The sequence below is a fragment of the Micromonospora sp. NPDC047707 genome (assembly GCF_040704235.1).
Taxonomy (GTDB): domain Bacteria; phylum Actinomycetota; class Actinomycetes; order Mycobacteriales; family Micromonosporaceae; genus Micromonospora.
The window spans coordinates 134,073-148,341 of the sequence record NZ_JBEYSU010000010.1; the positions used below are offsets into that span (position 1 = coordinate 134,073).

General features: G+C 71.5%; 15 protein-coding genes. 5 read left to right on the forward strand and 10 right to left on the reverse strand.

Features of this window, described 5'->3' with window-relative positions:
• Nucleotides 1-78: 78 nt before the first annotated feature.
• The 6 genes from AB0873_RS14310 to AB0873_RS14335 all read right to left on the reverse strand — a co-directional run bounded on the left by AB0873_RS14310 (nt 79) and on the right by AB0873_RS14335 (nt 5,450).
• The gene (locus AB0873_RS14310; protein ID WP_366600136.1) at nt 79-1,047 is read right to left on the reverse strand and encodes an NAD(P)/FAD-dependent oxidoreductase; all 969 of its coding nucleotides are present in this window, start codon (nt 1,045-1,047) and stop codon (nt 79-81) included.
• A 117-nt stretch (nt 1,048-1,164) separates the two neighbouring features.
• The gene (locus AB0873_RS14315; protein WP_155328867.1) at nt 1,165-1,815 is read right to left on the reverse strand and encodes a rhomboid family intramembrane serine protease; all 651 of its coding nucleotides are present in this window, start codon (nt 1,813-1,815) and stop codon (nt 1,165-1,167) included.
• A 110-nt stretch (nt 1,816-1,925) separates the two neighbouring features.
• The gene (locus tag AB0873_RS14320) at nt 1,926-2,600 is read right to left on the reverse strand and encodes a lytic transglycosylase domain-containing protein (protein WP_366600137.1); all 675 of its coding nucleotides are present in this window, start codon (nt 2,598-2,600) and stop codon (nt 1,926-1,928) included.
• Nucleotides 2,601-2,879: 279 nt separating this feature from the next.
• A complete protein-coding gene (locus AB0873_RS14325) occupies nt 2,880-4,292 on the reverse strand; it encodes a PhoH family protein (protein ID WP_366600138.1) in 1,413 nt (470 codons plus the stop codon).
• Between the two features lie 434 nt (nt 4,293-4,726).
• Nucleotides 4,727-5,074 carry a hypothetical protein gene (locus tag AB0873_RS14330; protein ID WP_366600140.1) on the reverse strand — a complete coding sequence of 116 codons (348 nt, stop codon included), beginning with the start codon at nt 5,072-5,074 and terminating at the stop codon, nt 4,727-4,729.
• Nucleotides 5,075-5,105: 31 nt separating this feature from the next.
• The gene (locus AB0873_RS14335) at nt 5,106-5,450 is read right to left on the reverse strand and encodes a hypothetical protein (RefSeq protein WP_155328871.1); all 345 of its coding nucleotides are present in this window, start codon (nt 5,448-5,450) and stop codon (nt 5,106-5,108) included.
• A 264-nt stretch (nt 5,451-5,714) separates the two neighbouring features.
• Between AB0873_RS14335 and AB0873_RS14340 the strand changes: the two genes are divergently transcribed.
• The 3 genes from AB0873_RS14340 to otsB all read left to right on the forward strand — a co-directional run bounded on the left by AB0873_RS14340 (nt 5,715) and on the right by otsB (nt 7,599).
• A complete protein-coding gene (locus tag AB0873_RS14340; protein ID WP_155328872.1) occupies nt 5,715-6,155 on the forward strand; it encodes a helix-turn-helix transcriptional regulator in 441 nt (146 codons plus the stop codon).
• A 162-nt stretch (nt 6,156-6,317) separates the two neighbouring features.
• Nucleotides 6,318-6,671 carry a hypothetical protein gene (locus tag AB0873_RS14345; RefSeq protein WP_155328873.1) on the forward strand — a complete coding sequence of 118 codons (354 nt, stop codon included), beginning with the start codon at nt 6,318-6,320 and terminating at the stop codon, nt 6,669-6,671.
• A gap of 103 nt (nt 6,672-6,774) precedes the next feature.
• A complete protein-coding gene (gene otsB, locus AB0873_RS14350; RefSeq protein ID WP_155328874.1) occupies nt 6,775-7,599 on the forward strand; it encodes a trehalose-phosphatase in 825 nt (274 codons plus the stop codon).
• Nucleotides 7,600-7,640: 41 nt separating this feature from the next.
• On the opposite strand, the gene AB0873_RS14355 is transcribed toward otsB, so the two are convergent.
• The 4 genes from AB0873_RS14355 to AB0873_RS14370 all read right to left on the reverse strand — a co-directional run bounded on the left by AB0873_RS14355 (nt 7,641) and on the right by AB0873_RS14370 (nt 12,538).
• The gene (locus AB0873_RS14355) at nt 7,641-8,411 is read right to left on the reverse strand and encodes an isoprenyl transferase (RefSeq protein ID WP_155328875.1); all 771 of its coding nucleotides are present in this window, start codon (nt 8,409-8,411) and stop codon (nt 7,641-7,643) included.
• 31 nt (nt 8,412-8,442) lie between these two features.
• Entirely contained in the window at nt 8,443-9,603 is a 1,161-nt protein-coding gene (locus tag AB0873_RS14360) for a geranylgeranyl reductase family protein (protein ID WP_366600141.1), read from the reverse strand.
• 330 nt (nt 9,604-9,933) lie between these two features.
• Nucleotides 9,934-10,656 (reverse strand): hypothetical protein, encoded by a 723-nt coding sequence (locus AB0873_RS14365; RefSeq protein ID WP_366600142.1) that lies wholly within the window; start codon nt 10,654-10,656, stop codon nt 9,934-9,936.
• Between the two features lie 37 nt (nt 10,657-10,693).
• Complete coding sequence (locus tag AB0873_RS14370) at nt 10,694-12,538, reverse strand: phosphoenolpyruvate carboxykinase (GTP) (RefSeq protein ID WP_155328878.1); 1,845 nt, start codon at nt 12,536-12,538, stop codon at nt 10,694-10,696.
• Between the two features lie 409 nt (nt 12,539-12,947).
• Here AB0873_RS14370 and AB0873_RS14375 point away from each other — a divergent pair, with 409 nt between their 5' ends.
• Nucleotides 12,948-13,490 (forward strand): GtrA family protein, encoded by a 543-nt coding sequence (locus AB0873_RS14375; protein ID WP_230688861.1) that lies wholly within the window; start codon nt 12,948-12,950, stop codon nt 13,488-13,490.
• A gap of 63 nt (nt 13,491-13,553) precedes the next feature.
• On the forward strand, nt 13,554-14,249 hold the full coding sequence (locus tag AB0873_RS14380; RefSeq protein ID WP_366600143.1) for a GtrA family protein: 696 nt from the start codon (nt 13,554-13,556) through the stop codon (nt 14,247-14,249).
• Nucleotides 14,250-14,269 lie beyond the last annotated feature (20 nt).

A 14,269-nucleotide genomic window follows, 5' to 3' on the forward strand; every position in this document is an offset into this window, starting at 1 on the left:
CCCCGGGCTCCGGGTACCGGCCGGCCAGCGCCTCCCGCTGCAGTGACGGGTCTCATTCCGGCCACGACCGGGCGAAGATCAGGTGCCGTCGGAGGAGTGCCCGGGGAAGAGGTGGGCGCTCGGGTCGATCACCACGGCCGCGTTGTTCACCGCCGTGGCGGCCTCTCCGAAGCCGGTGGCGATCAGCCGGACCTTGCCCGGGTACTCGGTGATGTCGCCGGCGGCGAACACCCGGGGCAGGTTGGTGGCCATCGTGCTGTCGACCACGACGTGCCGGCGGTCCAAGCGGAGCCCCCACTCGGCCAGCGGCCCGAGGTCGGCGGTGAAACCCAGCGCCGCGACGACGGTGTCGACCGGCAGCACCTCCGCCGCGCCGCCCCGGACGGTGATCTCGGCGCCGGTCACCGTGCCGTCCCCGTGCAGCTTCGTCACCTCGGCGTTGACGATCACCCGAACCGGCATGCCGAGCACGCGGGCGACGGTGGCGGCGTGCGCCCGGAACTTCTCCCGGCGGTGGACGAGGGTCACCGAGCGGGCCAGCGGCTGAAGCGTCAGTGCCCAGTCGAAGGCGGAGTCGCCCCCGCCGACGATGAGGACGTCCCGGTCGGCGAGGTCGGCCGGCTGCGGTACGAAGTAGACGATCCCGCCGCCGACGAAGTGCTCCGCGACCGGCAGCGGCCGGGGCGTGAAGCTGCCCAGGCCACCGGTGATGAGGACGGCTCCGCAGGCCAGTTGCTCGCCCCCGGCGAGACCGAGCACCGGCCGGCCGTCGGCGTACGAGAGCTTCTCCGCCCGGGTGCCGAGCAGGTAGCGCGGCTCGAAGGGGGCGGCCTGGGCGACCAGGTTGGCCACCAGGTCCCGCCCCTTGACAGCGGGGAACCCGGCGACGTCGAGGATCAGCTTCTCCGGGTACATCGCGGTGATCTGGCCGCCGGGCTCCGGCAGCGCGTCGATCACCGCGACCGAGAGCCCCCGGAACCCGGCGTAGTACGCCGCGAAGAGGCCGGCGGGCCCGGCTCCGATCACCGCGACATCGACCTCGCGCATGGACGTACCGTCGCTTTCCGCTCACGGATCAACGGGTGCTGATCTCTCGACGGTAGAGGCGGCGCGACGGTCAGGCAAGAGTGTCCCAGGTGCGGCGGCGCGTCGCGTCGCCGCAGCTCAGGGCAGGGTGAGCGTCGACTCGGAGTGGTACGGACCGAGGTCCGGCCGGCGCCGCCGGAAAATGATCGCGGCGACGATCCCGCCGAGCAGCCCGAAGAGGTGGCCCTGCCAGGAGATGCGCTCGTCGGTGGGGAGGATGCCGACGAGCTGCCAGCCGTAGAGCAGGCCGACGAGGAGGAAGACCGCGAAGTTCCACCAGCTCCGCTCGACGATGCCACGGGTGAGCAGGATGCCGAGGTAGCCGAAGATGACGCCGCTCGCGCCGACCACCACCGAGTTGGACGAGCCGGTGAACCAGACGCCGAGGCCGCTCACCAGCACGATGATCAGTGTGGACCAGAGGAAGCGGCGGGCGCCGGCGGCGAGCACGAAGGTGCCGAGCAGGATCAGCGGGATGCTGTTGCTGTAGAGGTGGTCGAAGCCGTGGTGCAGGAACGGTGAGAAGAAGACCCCGTCGAGGCCGTCGATCCGCTTCGGGATGATGCCGGCCGCCGGGTCGAGCCCGAACGCCAGGCCCTGGTCGACGGCCTCGATGAGGAACAGGAACGGCACCACCGCGCACATGGCGACGAAGGCCCGGCCGAGCGCGGCGTAGAACGCCTCGGTGCCGAACCGGTGGGGGTCGCCGCTTCCCGGGAGGAGGGTCACCTGTCAACAGCTATCAGGTGACGGCCACAGCCGCCACCCGAGCGGGTGTCCGACGGCGGAAACACCGGTGGCGGGGTGTGGTCGACCACACCCCGCCACCGATGACCGGTTCAGTACCAGCCCACGTCCTGGGAGTGGGCCCACGCCCCGCACGGGGTGTCGTACCGGCCCTTGATGTATCCGAGGCCCCACTTGATCTGGGTGGCCGGGTTGGTCTGCCAGTCGTCCGCCACCGAGCCCATCTTGCTGCCGGGCAGCGCCTGCGGGATCCCGTACGCCCCGGACGAGGAGTTGCGGGCCTTGTGGTTCCAGCCGCTCTCCTTGTCCCAGAGCTTGTTCAGGCAGGGAAACTGGTCGATCCCGAAGCCCGCGTCGATCATCAACGCGCAACCGATCTTCCGGTTTCCGCTGAACTCCTCGCAGGAGGACGGGATCGGTCCGTCGTACGGCTTACTCTCGGCGGCCTTCGTCTCGGCGGCGGCCTTGGCGGCGGCCTCGCGGGCCTTCTTCCGCGACGCCGCGGCGGCCTCCGCCCGGCGCTTCCGCTCGGCGACCGCCTCGGCGGCCGCGGCCGCCCGCAGCTTCTCCTGGTACTCGGTGGTCCGCTCCTTCGCGGAGTGCACCTGGCGGGCCTGCTGCAGCGCGGCCTGTTCGACCGCGACGCCGACCTGCGCGCTCTGGCCCTGATCCCGGTCGCCGCCCAGGTAGAAGCCACCGGCGACGCCCACGGAGAGCAGCGCGACAGCGGCCGTACGGGCGCCCAACCGGCTCCACAGCCGACTCACGAAGTGGTCCCTTCGTCGGGTGCATGGACACGACGCGTACCGCACCACGGATGGGCGGGGATCCGCGCCGCGAGCGCCCCGACCCAACGGTCGCGGTCGACCCACCCCGGGATCGTCGACGTCGTCCCGCCGGAGCGGGCGAACGATCACCGACGATCTTCGTGGTGCGCGAGCGCTCGTGGGACACCATCGCGCACAGTGAGGCTGATGGGAAACCACGACGCCCGATTGTGACTTGTGCCACAGAAATTATATGGACAAAGATACCAAAATCGGACGTCAGAGCGGGTTGTCCTCCAGAAGATCCGTCACCATGGCGGCGATCGGCGACCGCTCCGATCGGCTGAGCGTGACATGCGCGAAGAGCGGATGGCCCTTCAGCGCCTCGATCACCGCGGTCACCCCGTCGTGCCGTCCGACCCGAAGGTTGTCCCGCTGGGCCACGTCGTGGGTCAGCACGACACGGGAACCCTGGCCGATGCGGGACAGCACCGTCAACAGCACGCCCCGCTCCAGCGACTGCGCCTCGTCCACGATGACGAAGGCGTCGTGCAGGCTGCGCCCCCGAATGTGGGTCAACGGCAGCACCTCCAGCAGCCCGCGGGAGGTGACCTCGTCGAGGACGTTCTCGTGGACCACGGCGCCGAGGGTGTCGAACACCGCCTGCGCCCACGGCGACATCTTCTCCGACTCCGAACCCGGCAGGTAGCCGAGCTCCTGCCCGCCGACGGCGTACAGCGGGCGGAACACGACCACCTTCTTGTGCCGGCGGCGCTCCATCACCGCCTCCAGGCCGGCGCAGAGCGCCAGGGCGGACTTGCCGGTGCCGGCCCGGCCGCCGAGCGACACGATGCCCACCGAGTCGTCCAGCAGCAGGTCGAGCGCGATGCGCTGCTCCGCGGAGCGGCCGTGCAGGCCGAACGCCTCACGGTCCCCCCGGACCAGCCGGACGGTCTTGTCGGGCAGCACCCGGCCGAGCGCCGAGCCCCGGGTCGAGTGCAGCACCAGACCGGTGTGACAGGGCAGCCCGGCCGCCTCGTCCACGTCCAGCGACTCACCCGCGTACAGGCGGCTGATCTGGTCCTCGGTCAGCTCCAGCTCGGACATCCCCGTCCAGGTGGGGTCGCTGGCCTGGCCGTGCCGGTACTCGTCGGCCCGCAGGCCCACCGACGCCGCCTTGACGCGCAGGGGCATGTCCTTGCTGACCAGCGTGACCGCACGTCCCTCGGCGGCGAGGTTCAACGCCACGGAGAGGATGCGGGCGTCGTTGGACTCGGTGCGGAAGCCCGGAGGTAGTACCCCGTCGTCGCTGTGGTTCAGCTCGACGCGCAGCGTGCCGCCGTGGTCGTTGGCCGGCACCGGCCGGTCCAGCCGGCCATGCCGCACGCGCAGCTCGTCCAGCAGTCGCAGCGACTGGCGCGCGAACCAGCCCAGCTCCGGGTGGTGTCGCTTGCCTTCCAGTTCGGAGATGACCACCAGCGGAAGCACCACCTCGTGCTCGGCGAACCGGTGGAACGCCGCCGGGTCGGAGAGCAGCACCGAGGTGTCCAGGACGAACGCCTGGCCGGATGGTCGGGGCTCCTCGTTGCCGGCCGGGACGGCCGCGGGGCGGCGGCTCCGGGTGGCGCGGCGGGTCGTGGCAGTCGCGGCCGGGGTCTGGTCGGCACCGGCGGTGGTACGGCGAGTCGTCACAGGCCTGCTCCGGCGGATGGGCACCCGGCCACCCGCGTTCCGCCTCCTCCGGTGCCCGGGGACACGGGGTCGGATGCGGGCCCCGTGCGCGAGGTCGCAGATCCGGGCTTGCCGGCTGGCCCGGGACAACCCCGCGCCATGCCTAGACGCTAGCGGCGCCGGACCGTCCCGGCTAGAGGGCCACGTGGATCTTCCACCGACCGGGGGGTGAACAGGATCGGCACTTGAGGGCCGCCGACGCGCCGAGCCGGACCGGGGCGGGTAGCGCCGGCCACGCGGCGGAACCGGCCGGGATGCATGCCCCCTGCGCGCATCCCGGCCGGTGGGGTCAGCGTCACCGGTCTGACCTGACCCCGACGGTGCGTGTCCGCCGCGGACGACGCACCGTGCCCTCACGTACCGGCCGGCGGGTCTCGGGTCCCCGCCGGCCGGGCTCAGGTGGCCCGTCGTACCAGCGTGCCGGTCGGGTGTCGCCCGGTGACCGGCGCGGCCGGCGTGGTGAACGACGAGCCGGTGTACGTGGTGCCGGGGCGGACCACCGTGCCGGCGACCCGGGTCCGGGCGGCGTTGTCGGCCGGCGGCGGCCCGGCGAGCGCGGAGGCGATGGCCGCCTGGGCGTCCCGCCGGCGCCGGTTCCAGGCACCCCGGTCACCGTCGAAGTAGCCCTGCCGGTATCCGAACCGGTAGCCGATCCGGTAGCTCAGCTGACCGTGCAGGCGGCCCGCGGCATAACTGGTGGCCGCGAGGACGAGGACGAGGAAGACGGCGAGGAACGGACTCATCCGGCCGCTCCGGCGTGCCGTACCTGTGTGCTCATCGCTCCTCCGGCTCGGCCGGGGTGGGATCGACGACCAGCAGCCGGTCGAGGTCGTCGGTGCTGACCTCCTCCACCAGCTCGACGCTGATCCGGCACCCGTCCAGCACGACCTCCGCCACCGACGCGCGGCGGATCTCGCCGCCGGCGTCGTAGACCCGGACGCTGAGTTCGGGGCAGCCGAGGTGGGTACGCCAGGCGTTCCACTCTGCACGGTCGCCGACACTGAGGGAGAGGTAGCGGCAGCCCCGGGCCAGGTAGAGGCGCCAGGGCGCGGTCAGGCCGGCGGCGACACCGTCGGCGATCAGACCGAAGGCCTGCGCACGGGTGGCGAGTTCGGTCACCGTGTCCCCCTCGTGCCGGAGATGTCACGCATGTGAGCACTCATCGTCTCCTGCACGTGACACACGGTAGGTTGTCCCATGGACGTGACAGTATCAGCTTTTCGTCTGATTACCCCCGCACCTACGGTTATCTATTCTGCCCAGGTGACACCCCTCAGAAGCGCACCCGGATCGTTTACCGGGAATCCGAACATGCCGTCACGTTCGCGTGACAAGCGCGTGCCGGGCGAGGCGGCGACGACCGGCTGGTCGTACGGTCACCGGGTGACCGAGACCGCCAACGCACGGAAGATCGCCTTCGCCACCTTCGTCCGCCGCGCCCTCGACGAGGCACGTGCCACCCGAGCGTGGAGCGGGACCGAGGTCTCCCGACGCACCGGCGTCTCCCGCCAGACGATCAACCGGTGGGTCCGGGGCGACTGGGCCAGCGACCCGGAGGCCGAACGCGTCGTGGCCTTCTGCGAGGGCCTGGGCCTCAACCCGGCCACCGCGTTCGCCGCGCTGGGCTGGGACCGGCGGGCCACCCCGCGGACCGCCCCGGCACCGCCGCCGATGGATCCCGACGTGGAGGCGCTGCTGCGCCGGCTGGTCGACCCCACCGTGTCGGATGCGGAGAAGTTCCACATCCGGGAGACCATCCGGTACCTCGCATATCGCCCGACTCTCCCGGTCGACGTCCGAAAACGAGGTAAACAGGCCGGGTAGTTCCTCAGATGGCGAAAGAACGGCTGGTCAGACTCATTCGTTTCGCTCCGGGGCCGGATTCGGCGCGCTAGCGTCCGTATTCGTACTGCTTGGGCTCGTCGTCGGCGGGGGGACGGGACAAGGCCGAATCCAGCCCTGCGGGACAGAAGGAGGGGTCTGTCCATGACCCTGAAGTGGTTGGCAGTCATGGTCGCCACCGTGTCGCTGACACTGTGCCTGACCGGGAACGCGGTGATCCTTGCGGTGAACGGCGGGCAGCTTCCCCTGCTCGTCAACCTCCTCACGCTCACCGCCACCGGCACCGCGGTCGTCCTGGCCGTCGTGGCCGAACTGCACGACCGGCTCAACGACCGGGTCAGCGCGCTGACCGAGTTCCTGGTGGCCCGGCTCAACGAGATCGAGACCAGCACCGGTGACCGGAACACCGGGTTCGTGGAGGGGTACCTGCTCAGCCACAGCCAGGAGGCGGCCGTCGTGCCGTTCGGACGCCGGGGACGGGGAGCCGCCGAACGCTGACCCGCGCATCCGCCGGCCCCACGCGGCCGCCCACCGTGAGGCCGGGCGGAGGGGTACGTCACGGCCGGGAATGAGCCGCCACACCCGGGGTACGCTGACGCGCGTGCCGCCGTTGAATCTGGGCAAGCAGCAGCCGAAGACCCCGTTGAACGCCGACCTGGCCTGGCGCACAACCGCCGCCCGGGCGGCCGGAACAGTCCTCTTCTTCGACTTCGACGGCACGCTCGCGCCGGTCGACGACGACCCGACCGCCGTCCAGCCGGCGCCGAAGGTGCTGGCCGCCATCGAGGCGCTCGCCCCCGTCGTACGCCGGGTGGCGATCGTCTCCGCGCGCCCGGTCGAGTTCCTCCGTGACCACCTCGGCGGGCTCGCCGGAGTCGACCTCTACGGCCTGTACGGGTTGGAGCACAGCCACTCCGGCGGCGAGACGGTGACCGAGCCGGCCGCGCTGCCCTGGGTGCCCACCATGGCGGACGTCGCCGACCAGGCCCGTGCCGAGTTGCCCGCCGGTGCGCTGGTGGAGTACAAGCGGCTCTCGGTGGCGCTGCACTGGCGTACCGCCCCGCAGCTCGGGGCGACGGTGGAGGAGTGGGGCCGCGCCCGGGCCGAGCAGCTCGGCCTGCGGGTCCAGGCCGGTCGGATGGTCCTCGAGCTGAAACCTCCGGTCGACCGCGACAAGGGCATGGTCATCGACGAGCTGGTCCGGGACGCGGAGGGCGCCTGGTACTTCGGCGACGACGTCTCGGACATCAAGGCCTTCGCGGCGCTGCGCGCCCGCGCCGCCGCCGACCCGCACTTCTTCGGGGTCTGCGTCGCCGTGGCGAACCCGGAGACCGGTCAGGAGGTCGCCGACGCCGCCGACCTGACGATCGACTCCCCCGCCGCCCTCGGCGACTTCCTCACCGACGCCGTCCGCCGGATCACCTGACGTCCCGCCGCGCGAACGTCCGGCGGGCGCCGGGCCCGGGCTCAGGCGCCGAAGCGCCGCTGACGGTTGGCGTACGAGCGGAGCGCGCGGAGGAAGTCGACGCGGCGGAAATCCGGCCAGTTGAGCTCGCAGAAGTAGAACTCCGAGTGCACGGACTGCCAGAGCATGAAGCCCGAGAGGCGCTGCTCGCCGCTGGTCCGGATGATCAGATCCGGGTCGGGCAGGCCCCGGGTGTAGAGGTGCTCGGCGATGTGCTCGACGTCGAGCGCCTCGGCCAGCTGCTCGATGCTGGTGCCGGCCTTCGCGTGCTCGTGGAGCAGCGAGCGCACCGCGTCGGCGATCTCCCGCCGGCCGCCGTACCCGACCGCGATGTTGACCTGCGCGCCGCCGGTGCGCTCCCGGGTGCGCTCCTCGGCCGCCTTGAGCGCCGCCGCGTGGTGCGCCGGCAGCACGTCGAGAGCGCCGACCATGCGCAGCCGCCAGGGGTTGCCCTCCTCGGCCAGCTCGGTCGTCAGGTCCTCGATGATCTGGAGCAGCGGATCCAGCTGGGCGGCCGGCCGGGAGAGGTTGTCGGTGGAGAGCAGCCACAGCGTCACGTGCCCGACGCCGGCCGCGTCGCACCAGCGCAGCAGCTCCTTGATGCGCTCGGCGCCGACCCGGTGGCCGTCGTTCGGGTCGACGAAGCCCATCTCCTTGGCCCACCTGCGGTTGCCGTCGCACATGACGCCGACGTGCCGGGGCACCGGCTTGCCCGCGAGCTTGGCCGTGAGCCGGCGCTCGTACACCGAATAGACAAGATCCCGCAGAGTCATCACCTGCCAGGGTAGCGACCGGAGCGACGGATCAGGGGACGGGATGCCGTTCCGGCGTCACGAGGCCGCGGCCGATCAGGCCGAGCGTGCGGGCGTCCAGGCGGCCGTCACCGAGCCCCAGCTCGACCACCGTCCGGTAGACGCGGTCGTCCCGGGTGGCCGCCCGGACCGCCGCGTCCACGACGGGGCTCCGCCGGGCCAGCCAGGCCGCCACCGAGCTGTGCCGCAGGTGTACGCCGAGCCGGCGGCGCAGCGCCTCGGTGTACCGCCGGGCCGCGTGCTCCGGGGCGCCGACGGCCGCCGCACCCGCCAGCGCCCCGGACAGCAGGGCGTAGAAGATCCCCTCCCCGGTGAACGGGTTGATCAGCGAGAGCGCGTCCCCGGCCAGCACCACCCGCCCCCGCCCCGGCGTGGGTCGACGGGTGGACAGCGGCAGATGGTGGGCACGCAGGTCGGTCACCGCGGCCGGGTCCGTGCCGGGCAGCAGCGCGCCGAGCCGCTCGACGAGGTGGGCACGGGTCAGCGGCTCGCCCCGCAGCACCTCCCCGTACCCGACGTTCGCGCGCCCGTCGCCGATCGGGAACGACCAGGCGTACGCCGGCCAGCGCGGCGCCGACGTGACGATGAGCTGTTCGGGCGGGCCGGGCAGCGCGGGCGCGTAGCCCCGCAGGGCCAAGGCCAGGTGGCGGTCCGGGTTCGGGCGGTGCCCGAGGGCGCGGCGGACGACGGAGCCGGCGCCGTCCGCGCCCACCACGGCACGCCCGGCGATCCGTCCGTCGAGCACCACCCGGTCGGCGCGAACCTCGACCCGGCGGACCGCGTGCCGGCGCAGCCGGGCGCCCGCCGCGACCGCCGCAGCGACCAGCCGGGCGTCGAAGACCGTCCGGGGCACGGTGTACGCCGGCCGGGGCAGCGCCCGCGCCACCGATCCGCCTCCCGGACCGACCAGGCGCAGCGCGGGCAGCGGCGCGTACCCGGCCACGGCGTCCGGCACGCCCAACTCGGCGAGCACGTCGAGCGCGTGGGCGGCGATACCGTCGCCGCAGGGCTTGTCCCGCGGGAAGTCGGACCTGTCCACCAGGAGCACGTGCGCTCCCGCACGCCGCGCCGCGAGGGCAGCGGCCGCCCCGGCCGGTCCCGCCCCGACCACCACCACGTCGAACTCGTCGTCCACGTCGAACTCGTCGTCCACGGCGCCCCTTCCGTGCCCGGCTCCCCACCGCCATCCTGCCCCGACGCACGGCACCACCGTCGATGCCGCACCGCACCGGCCACCCGAACCCTTCGGCCGGCAGGACACCGGGGGCCGCCTTTGGAGGTGACTCGTTCACGACATCACGCCACCGCGCCCACCGAAGCGCCCACACCGGCACGCCTCATGGCAGTGATCCGTCCACGACATCAGCTCCAAAGGACCGGATGTGCACATCCGCCCCCAGCGACGGTCGACAGCCGGATCGGTGCCAGCGGCGACCGGCCGGCCCCGAGAGCGAGCGCTCCGCCGATGTCGCGGGCCGGTCGGTCAGGAGGCGCGCATGCCGGAGTGTTCGGCCCGGGTGGCGCGGTGGAGGGCGTACAGGGTCAGGGCAGCGGCGGCGACCAGCGGGCCCCCGTCCCGGACCAGTCCGTCGGCGCCCAGCAGCCACCAGCACAACGGCAGGTCGACGGCGAGGACGGCGAACGTGACCACGACGAGCAGCGTGCGGGCCCAGTGCTTGCCGCGCAGCAGGAAGGCGGTGCAGAACAGCACCGCGTAGCTGGTGAGGATCCCCGCGGCGAACCAGAGCAGCACGGCGGGCACCGCCGCCAACCGGCCGTCGAGCACCGCACCGCACGCGACCAGGGCGGGGACGAGCATGAGCGGGCTGTAGGTGAACGCGGCCACCCGTCCGGTGAGCAGCCAGCCGCTGACCTCCGGCCGGCGCGGCGGGATCTCCCGCAGGCGGACGCCACGGCGGTCGACGACCAGCCGGGGCCGGTGTCGCACCAGGTGCCCGGCCAGCGCCGGCGAGCGGTACAGCAGCCACACGACCGCCGCGCAGAGCGTCGTGAGCAGCAGGAAGCCGAGCGACCGCAGCAGCGCCCACCCGGTCCGGACGGCGAGACCGAAGCCCTGCTCCGGGGCGTACCAGAAATTGAGCAGCTCGACCACGACGGTCGCCGCCGCCGTCACGGCGAGCAGGGTGGTGAGCGCCCGAACGGCGGACGGCCGCCGGACCTCGGTGGTCTCGGCGGCCGTCCTCATGGGATCCGGTGGTGCCCCGCGGGCGCGGGGATCACACCTACTTCTGCGGTTGTTCCGCGTCAAGGCGGGCGCGCAGCGCGTCCAGCTCGGCCCAGAGCACACCGGGCAGCTTGTCACCGAACTTCTCGAACCACTCGGTGACCAGCGGCAGCTCGTCGCGCCACTCGTCGGGGTCGACCTTCAGGGCGATCCGGACGTCCTCCGGGGTCATGTCCAGGCCCTCGACGTCCAGCGCGTCCTGCGCCGGAACCATCCCGATCGGGGTCTCGACGGCCTCGGCGCCACCCTCGATCCGCTCGACGATCCACTTGAGCACGCGCGAGTTCTCGCCGAACCCGGGCCAGAGGAAGTTGCCCTCCGGGTCCTTGCGGAACCAGTTGACGTAGTAGATCTTGGGCAGCTTCGACTCGTCGCCGTCGGCGCCCTTGCCCATCTCGATCCAGTGCCGGAAGTAGTCACCGGCGTGGTAGCCGATGAACGGCAGCATGGCCATCGGGTCGCGGCGGACGACGCCGACCGCGCCGGACGCGGCGGCCGTGGTCTCCGAGGAGAGCGTCGCGCCCATGTAGACGCCGTGCACCCAGTCGCGCGCCTCGGTGACCAGCGGGACGGTGTCCCGGCGGCGGCCGCCGAACAGGATCGCGTCGATCGGCACGCCGTTCGGGTCGTAGTAGTCCTCGGCGAGGATGGGGCACTGGGTGATCGGGGTGCAGAACCGGCTGTTCGCGTGGGAGGAGAGGCTGTCGCTCTCCGGCGTCCAGTCGTTGCCCTTCCAGTCGATCAGGTGCGCCGGGGGCTCCCCCATGCCCTCCCACCAGATGTCCCCGTCGTCGGTCAGGGCCACGTTGGTGAAGACGGAGTTGCCCCGCTCCAGCGTCCGCATCGCGTTGGCGTTGGTCTTCCAGTCGGTGCCGGGCGCGACGCCGAACAGGCCGTACTCCGGGTTGATCGCGTAGAGGCGACCGTCCGGGCCGAACCGCATCCAGGCGATGTCGTCACCGATGGTCTCGACCTTCCAGCCCGGGATGGTCGGCTCAAGCATGGCGAGGTTGGTCTTGCCGCACGCCGACGGGAAGGCGCCGGCGATGTGGTAGACCTTGCCCTCCGGCGACGTGATCTTGAGGATCAGCATGTGCTCGGCGAGCCAGCCCTCGTCGCGGCCCATCACGCTGGCGATCCGCAGCGAGTAGCACTTCTTGCCGAGCAGCGAGTTGCCGCCGTAGCCGGAGCCGAAGGACCAGATCTCCCGGGTCTCCGGGAAGTGGGAGATGTACTTCGTCTCGTTGCACGGCCACGCCACGTCCTGCTGGCCGGGCGCGAGCGGGGCGCCGATCGAGTGCAGCGCGTGCACGAAGTCGGCGTCGTCGCCCATGGCCTCCAGGATCTTCGACCCCATCCGGGTCATGATCCGCATCGAGGCCACCACGTACGGGCTGTCGGTGATCTCGACGCCGAACATGGGGCTCTCGGCCTCGACCGGGCCCATGCAGAACGGGATGACGTACATGGTGCGCCCGCGCATGCAGCCGCGGTACAGCTGCGTCATCGTCCGCTTCATCTCCGCCGGCGCCATCCAGTTGTTGGTGGGGCCGGCGTCCGCCTCGTCGACGGAGCAGATGAAGGTGCGCTCCTCGACCCGGGCGACGTCCGTCGGGTCGGTACGCGCGTAGAACGAGTTGGGCTTCTTCTCCGGGTTGAGCCGGATCAGGGTGCCGGCGTCGACGAGCTCGTCGGTGAGACGACGCCACTCCTCGTCGGACCCGTCAACCCAGACGACCCGGTCGGGGGTGGTCAGTTCCGCGACCTCACGGACCCAGGCGAGCAGTTTGGGGTGGGACGTCGGGGCCTGATCGATACCCCGAACAGTGGCCGGAGCAACCATGACACATCTCCTTGTGGTCGACGCTGACCGGTCTATGGGATGCACGAGTCTTGACGGCGCTATGCGTCGCCCTTCGTGGAAACCTGGGATTGGCCTCAGCGTAAACCGGGTTGCGTCGCCAGTCAGTGGGACTGGTTGTGAAGAACTGCACAAGGTACGGCCACGCTGCGGCATCACGAGCTGATACCCGCTTTCACGCGCAGTTTCACGCAAATCCTGCGGGGAACCTCGGAACGAGGGCCCGACGGAGACCAACCGCCGTCCGATGCCGAGGGTCGCCACCGGGGTTCGCGGAACGACCACCGCGCCGGCACCGGGCCGGTTACGCTCCGCTCATCGCCGTCGCCGCCAGCCACCCTGCTCGCCGTTGCTACCAGTACGGCGGGTCCACAGCCGGTAGGCTCGCGGAGTGGCCGCGACAATGATCGGGGGGCCGGGCTCCCGACAGACCGACCCGGGTCTGTTCCGCTCCCTGCTCGACCGGTTCGGTCACCTCGTCCAGGAGCTGAGCAAGTTCGCCACCGTGGGTGGGGTCGCCTTCCTGGTCGACCTCACCATCTTCAACTACCTCACGCTGGCCCTGGGCGTCGAGCCGGTGACCGCGCGGGTCATCTCCACCGTCATCGCCGCGACCGTCGCCTTCCTCGGCAACCGCTTCTGGACCTGGCGGCACCGCCAGCGCTCCAACCCGGCCCGCGAGTACGCGCTCTTCTTCCTCTTCAACGGCGTGGGGCTGGCGATCGCGGTGTCCTGCATGGCGATCAGCCGCTACGGGCTGGGCAGCGTCTGGCCGGAGATCTTCCGGACGCCGCTGGCCGACAACATCTCCGGCTACATCGTCGGGACCGGGCTCGGGACGCTCTTCCGCTTCTGGTCCTACCGGCGGTTCGTCTTCCCGGAAGCGGGAACCCCGTCCGTTCGGGAAGTGACGCACGACCGACACGCGGCGTGACCTGGCGCCCATCCCGCCCGGCCGGGACGTTCCGGCCCTGTCAACTCTTCTAAGGTGTTCCGCATGCGTCTTGTCCGTCTCCTGCCTGAGCGCTGGCAGAAGTTCGTCCGCGAGGCGCTCAAATTCGGCGTCGTCGGGGGCGTCAACACCGTCATCAATTACGCGGTGTTCAATGCCCTGGCACTCACCGTTTTTCGGGACGGCCAGTTGAAGGCGACGGTCATCGCGACCATCGTAGCCACGATCACGTCATATCTGATGAATCGTCACTGGACGTACCGTGACCGCCCGAAATCGGCGATGCGTCGCGAATACGCCCTGTTCTTCCTTTTCAACGGCGTCGGCCTGCTGATCGAACTGGGCGTGCTGGCCGCCGCCAAGTACGGCTTCGGAGTGACCAGCCTCCTCGCGCTGAACGTCGCCAAGACCTGCGGCGTCGGGCTCGCCACGCTCTTCCGCTTCTGGTCGTACCGGACGTTCGTCTTCCAACCTGCTCCCGCGCACGCGGCGGACACCTGGCACACCATCCCCCGGGACGAGTGGGACACGATGGCCGAGATGGACCCGGTGGCCGAGCTGGCGGAGTCCGTCTCCGAACTGGAGGAGGCCGAGCCGCCACCGGGCACCCGGCGGGCGGCCGGGACCCCGCTCCAGGGCCGGGGAATCCCGCAGGACGTCGGGCTCAGCCTCGACCGGGAGCTGGAGGCGGAGCTCGCCGCCGAACTCCAGGCGAGCACCCGCCGGAGCCGCCAACCCTGACCGCGACGACGGCCGCGTCA

Coding starts and splice junctions, on each gene's coding strand:
- AB0873_RS14310 (WP_366600136.1), bottom strand. CDS start 1,047: ATGCGCGAGGTCGATGTCGCGGTGATCGGAGCCGGGCCCGCCGGCCTC.
- AB0873_RS14330 (WP_366600140.1), bottom strand. CDS start 5,074: ATGAGTCCGTTCCTCGCCGTCTTCCTCGTCCTCGTCCTCGCGGCCACC.
- AB0873_RS14345 (WP_155328873.1), top strand. CDS start 6,318: ATGACCCTGAAGTGGTTGGCAGTCATGGTCGCCACCGTGTCGCTGACA.
- AB0873_RS14355 (WP_155328875.1), bottom strand. CDS start 8,411: ATGACTCTGCGGGATCTTGTCTATTCGGTGTACGAGCGCCGGCTCACG.
- AB0873_RS14365 (WP_366600142.1), bottom strand. CDS start 10,656: ATGAGGACGGCCGCCGAGACCACCGAGGTCCGGCGGCCGTCCGCCGTT.
- AB0873_RS14370 (WP_155328878.1), bottom strand. CDS start 12,538: ATGGTTGCTCCGGCCACTGTTCGGGGTATCGATCAGGCCCCGACGTCC.
- AB0873_RS14380 (WP_366600143.1), top strand. CDS start 13,554: ATGCGTCTTGTCCGTCTCCTGCCTGAGCGCTGGCAGAAGTTCGTCCGC.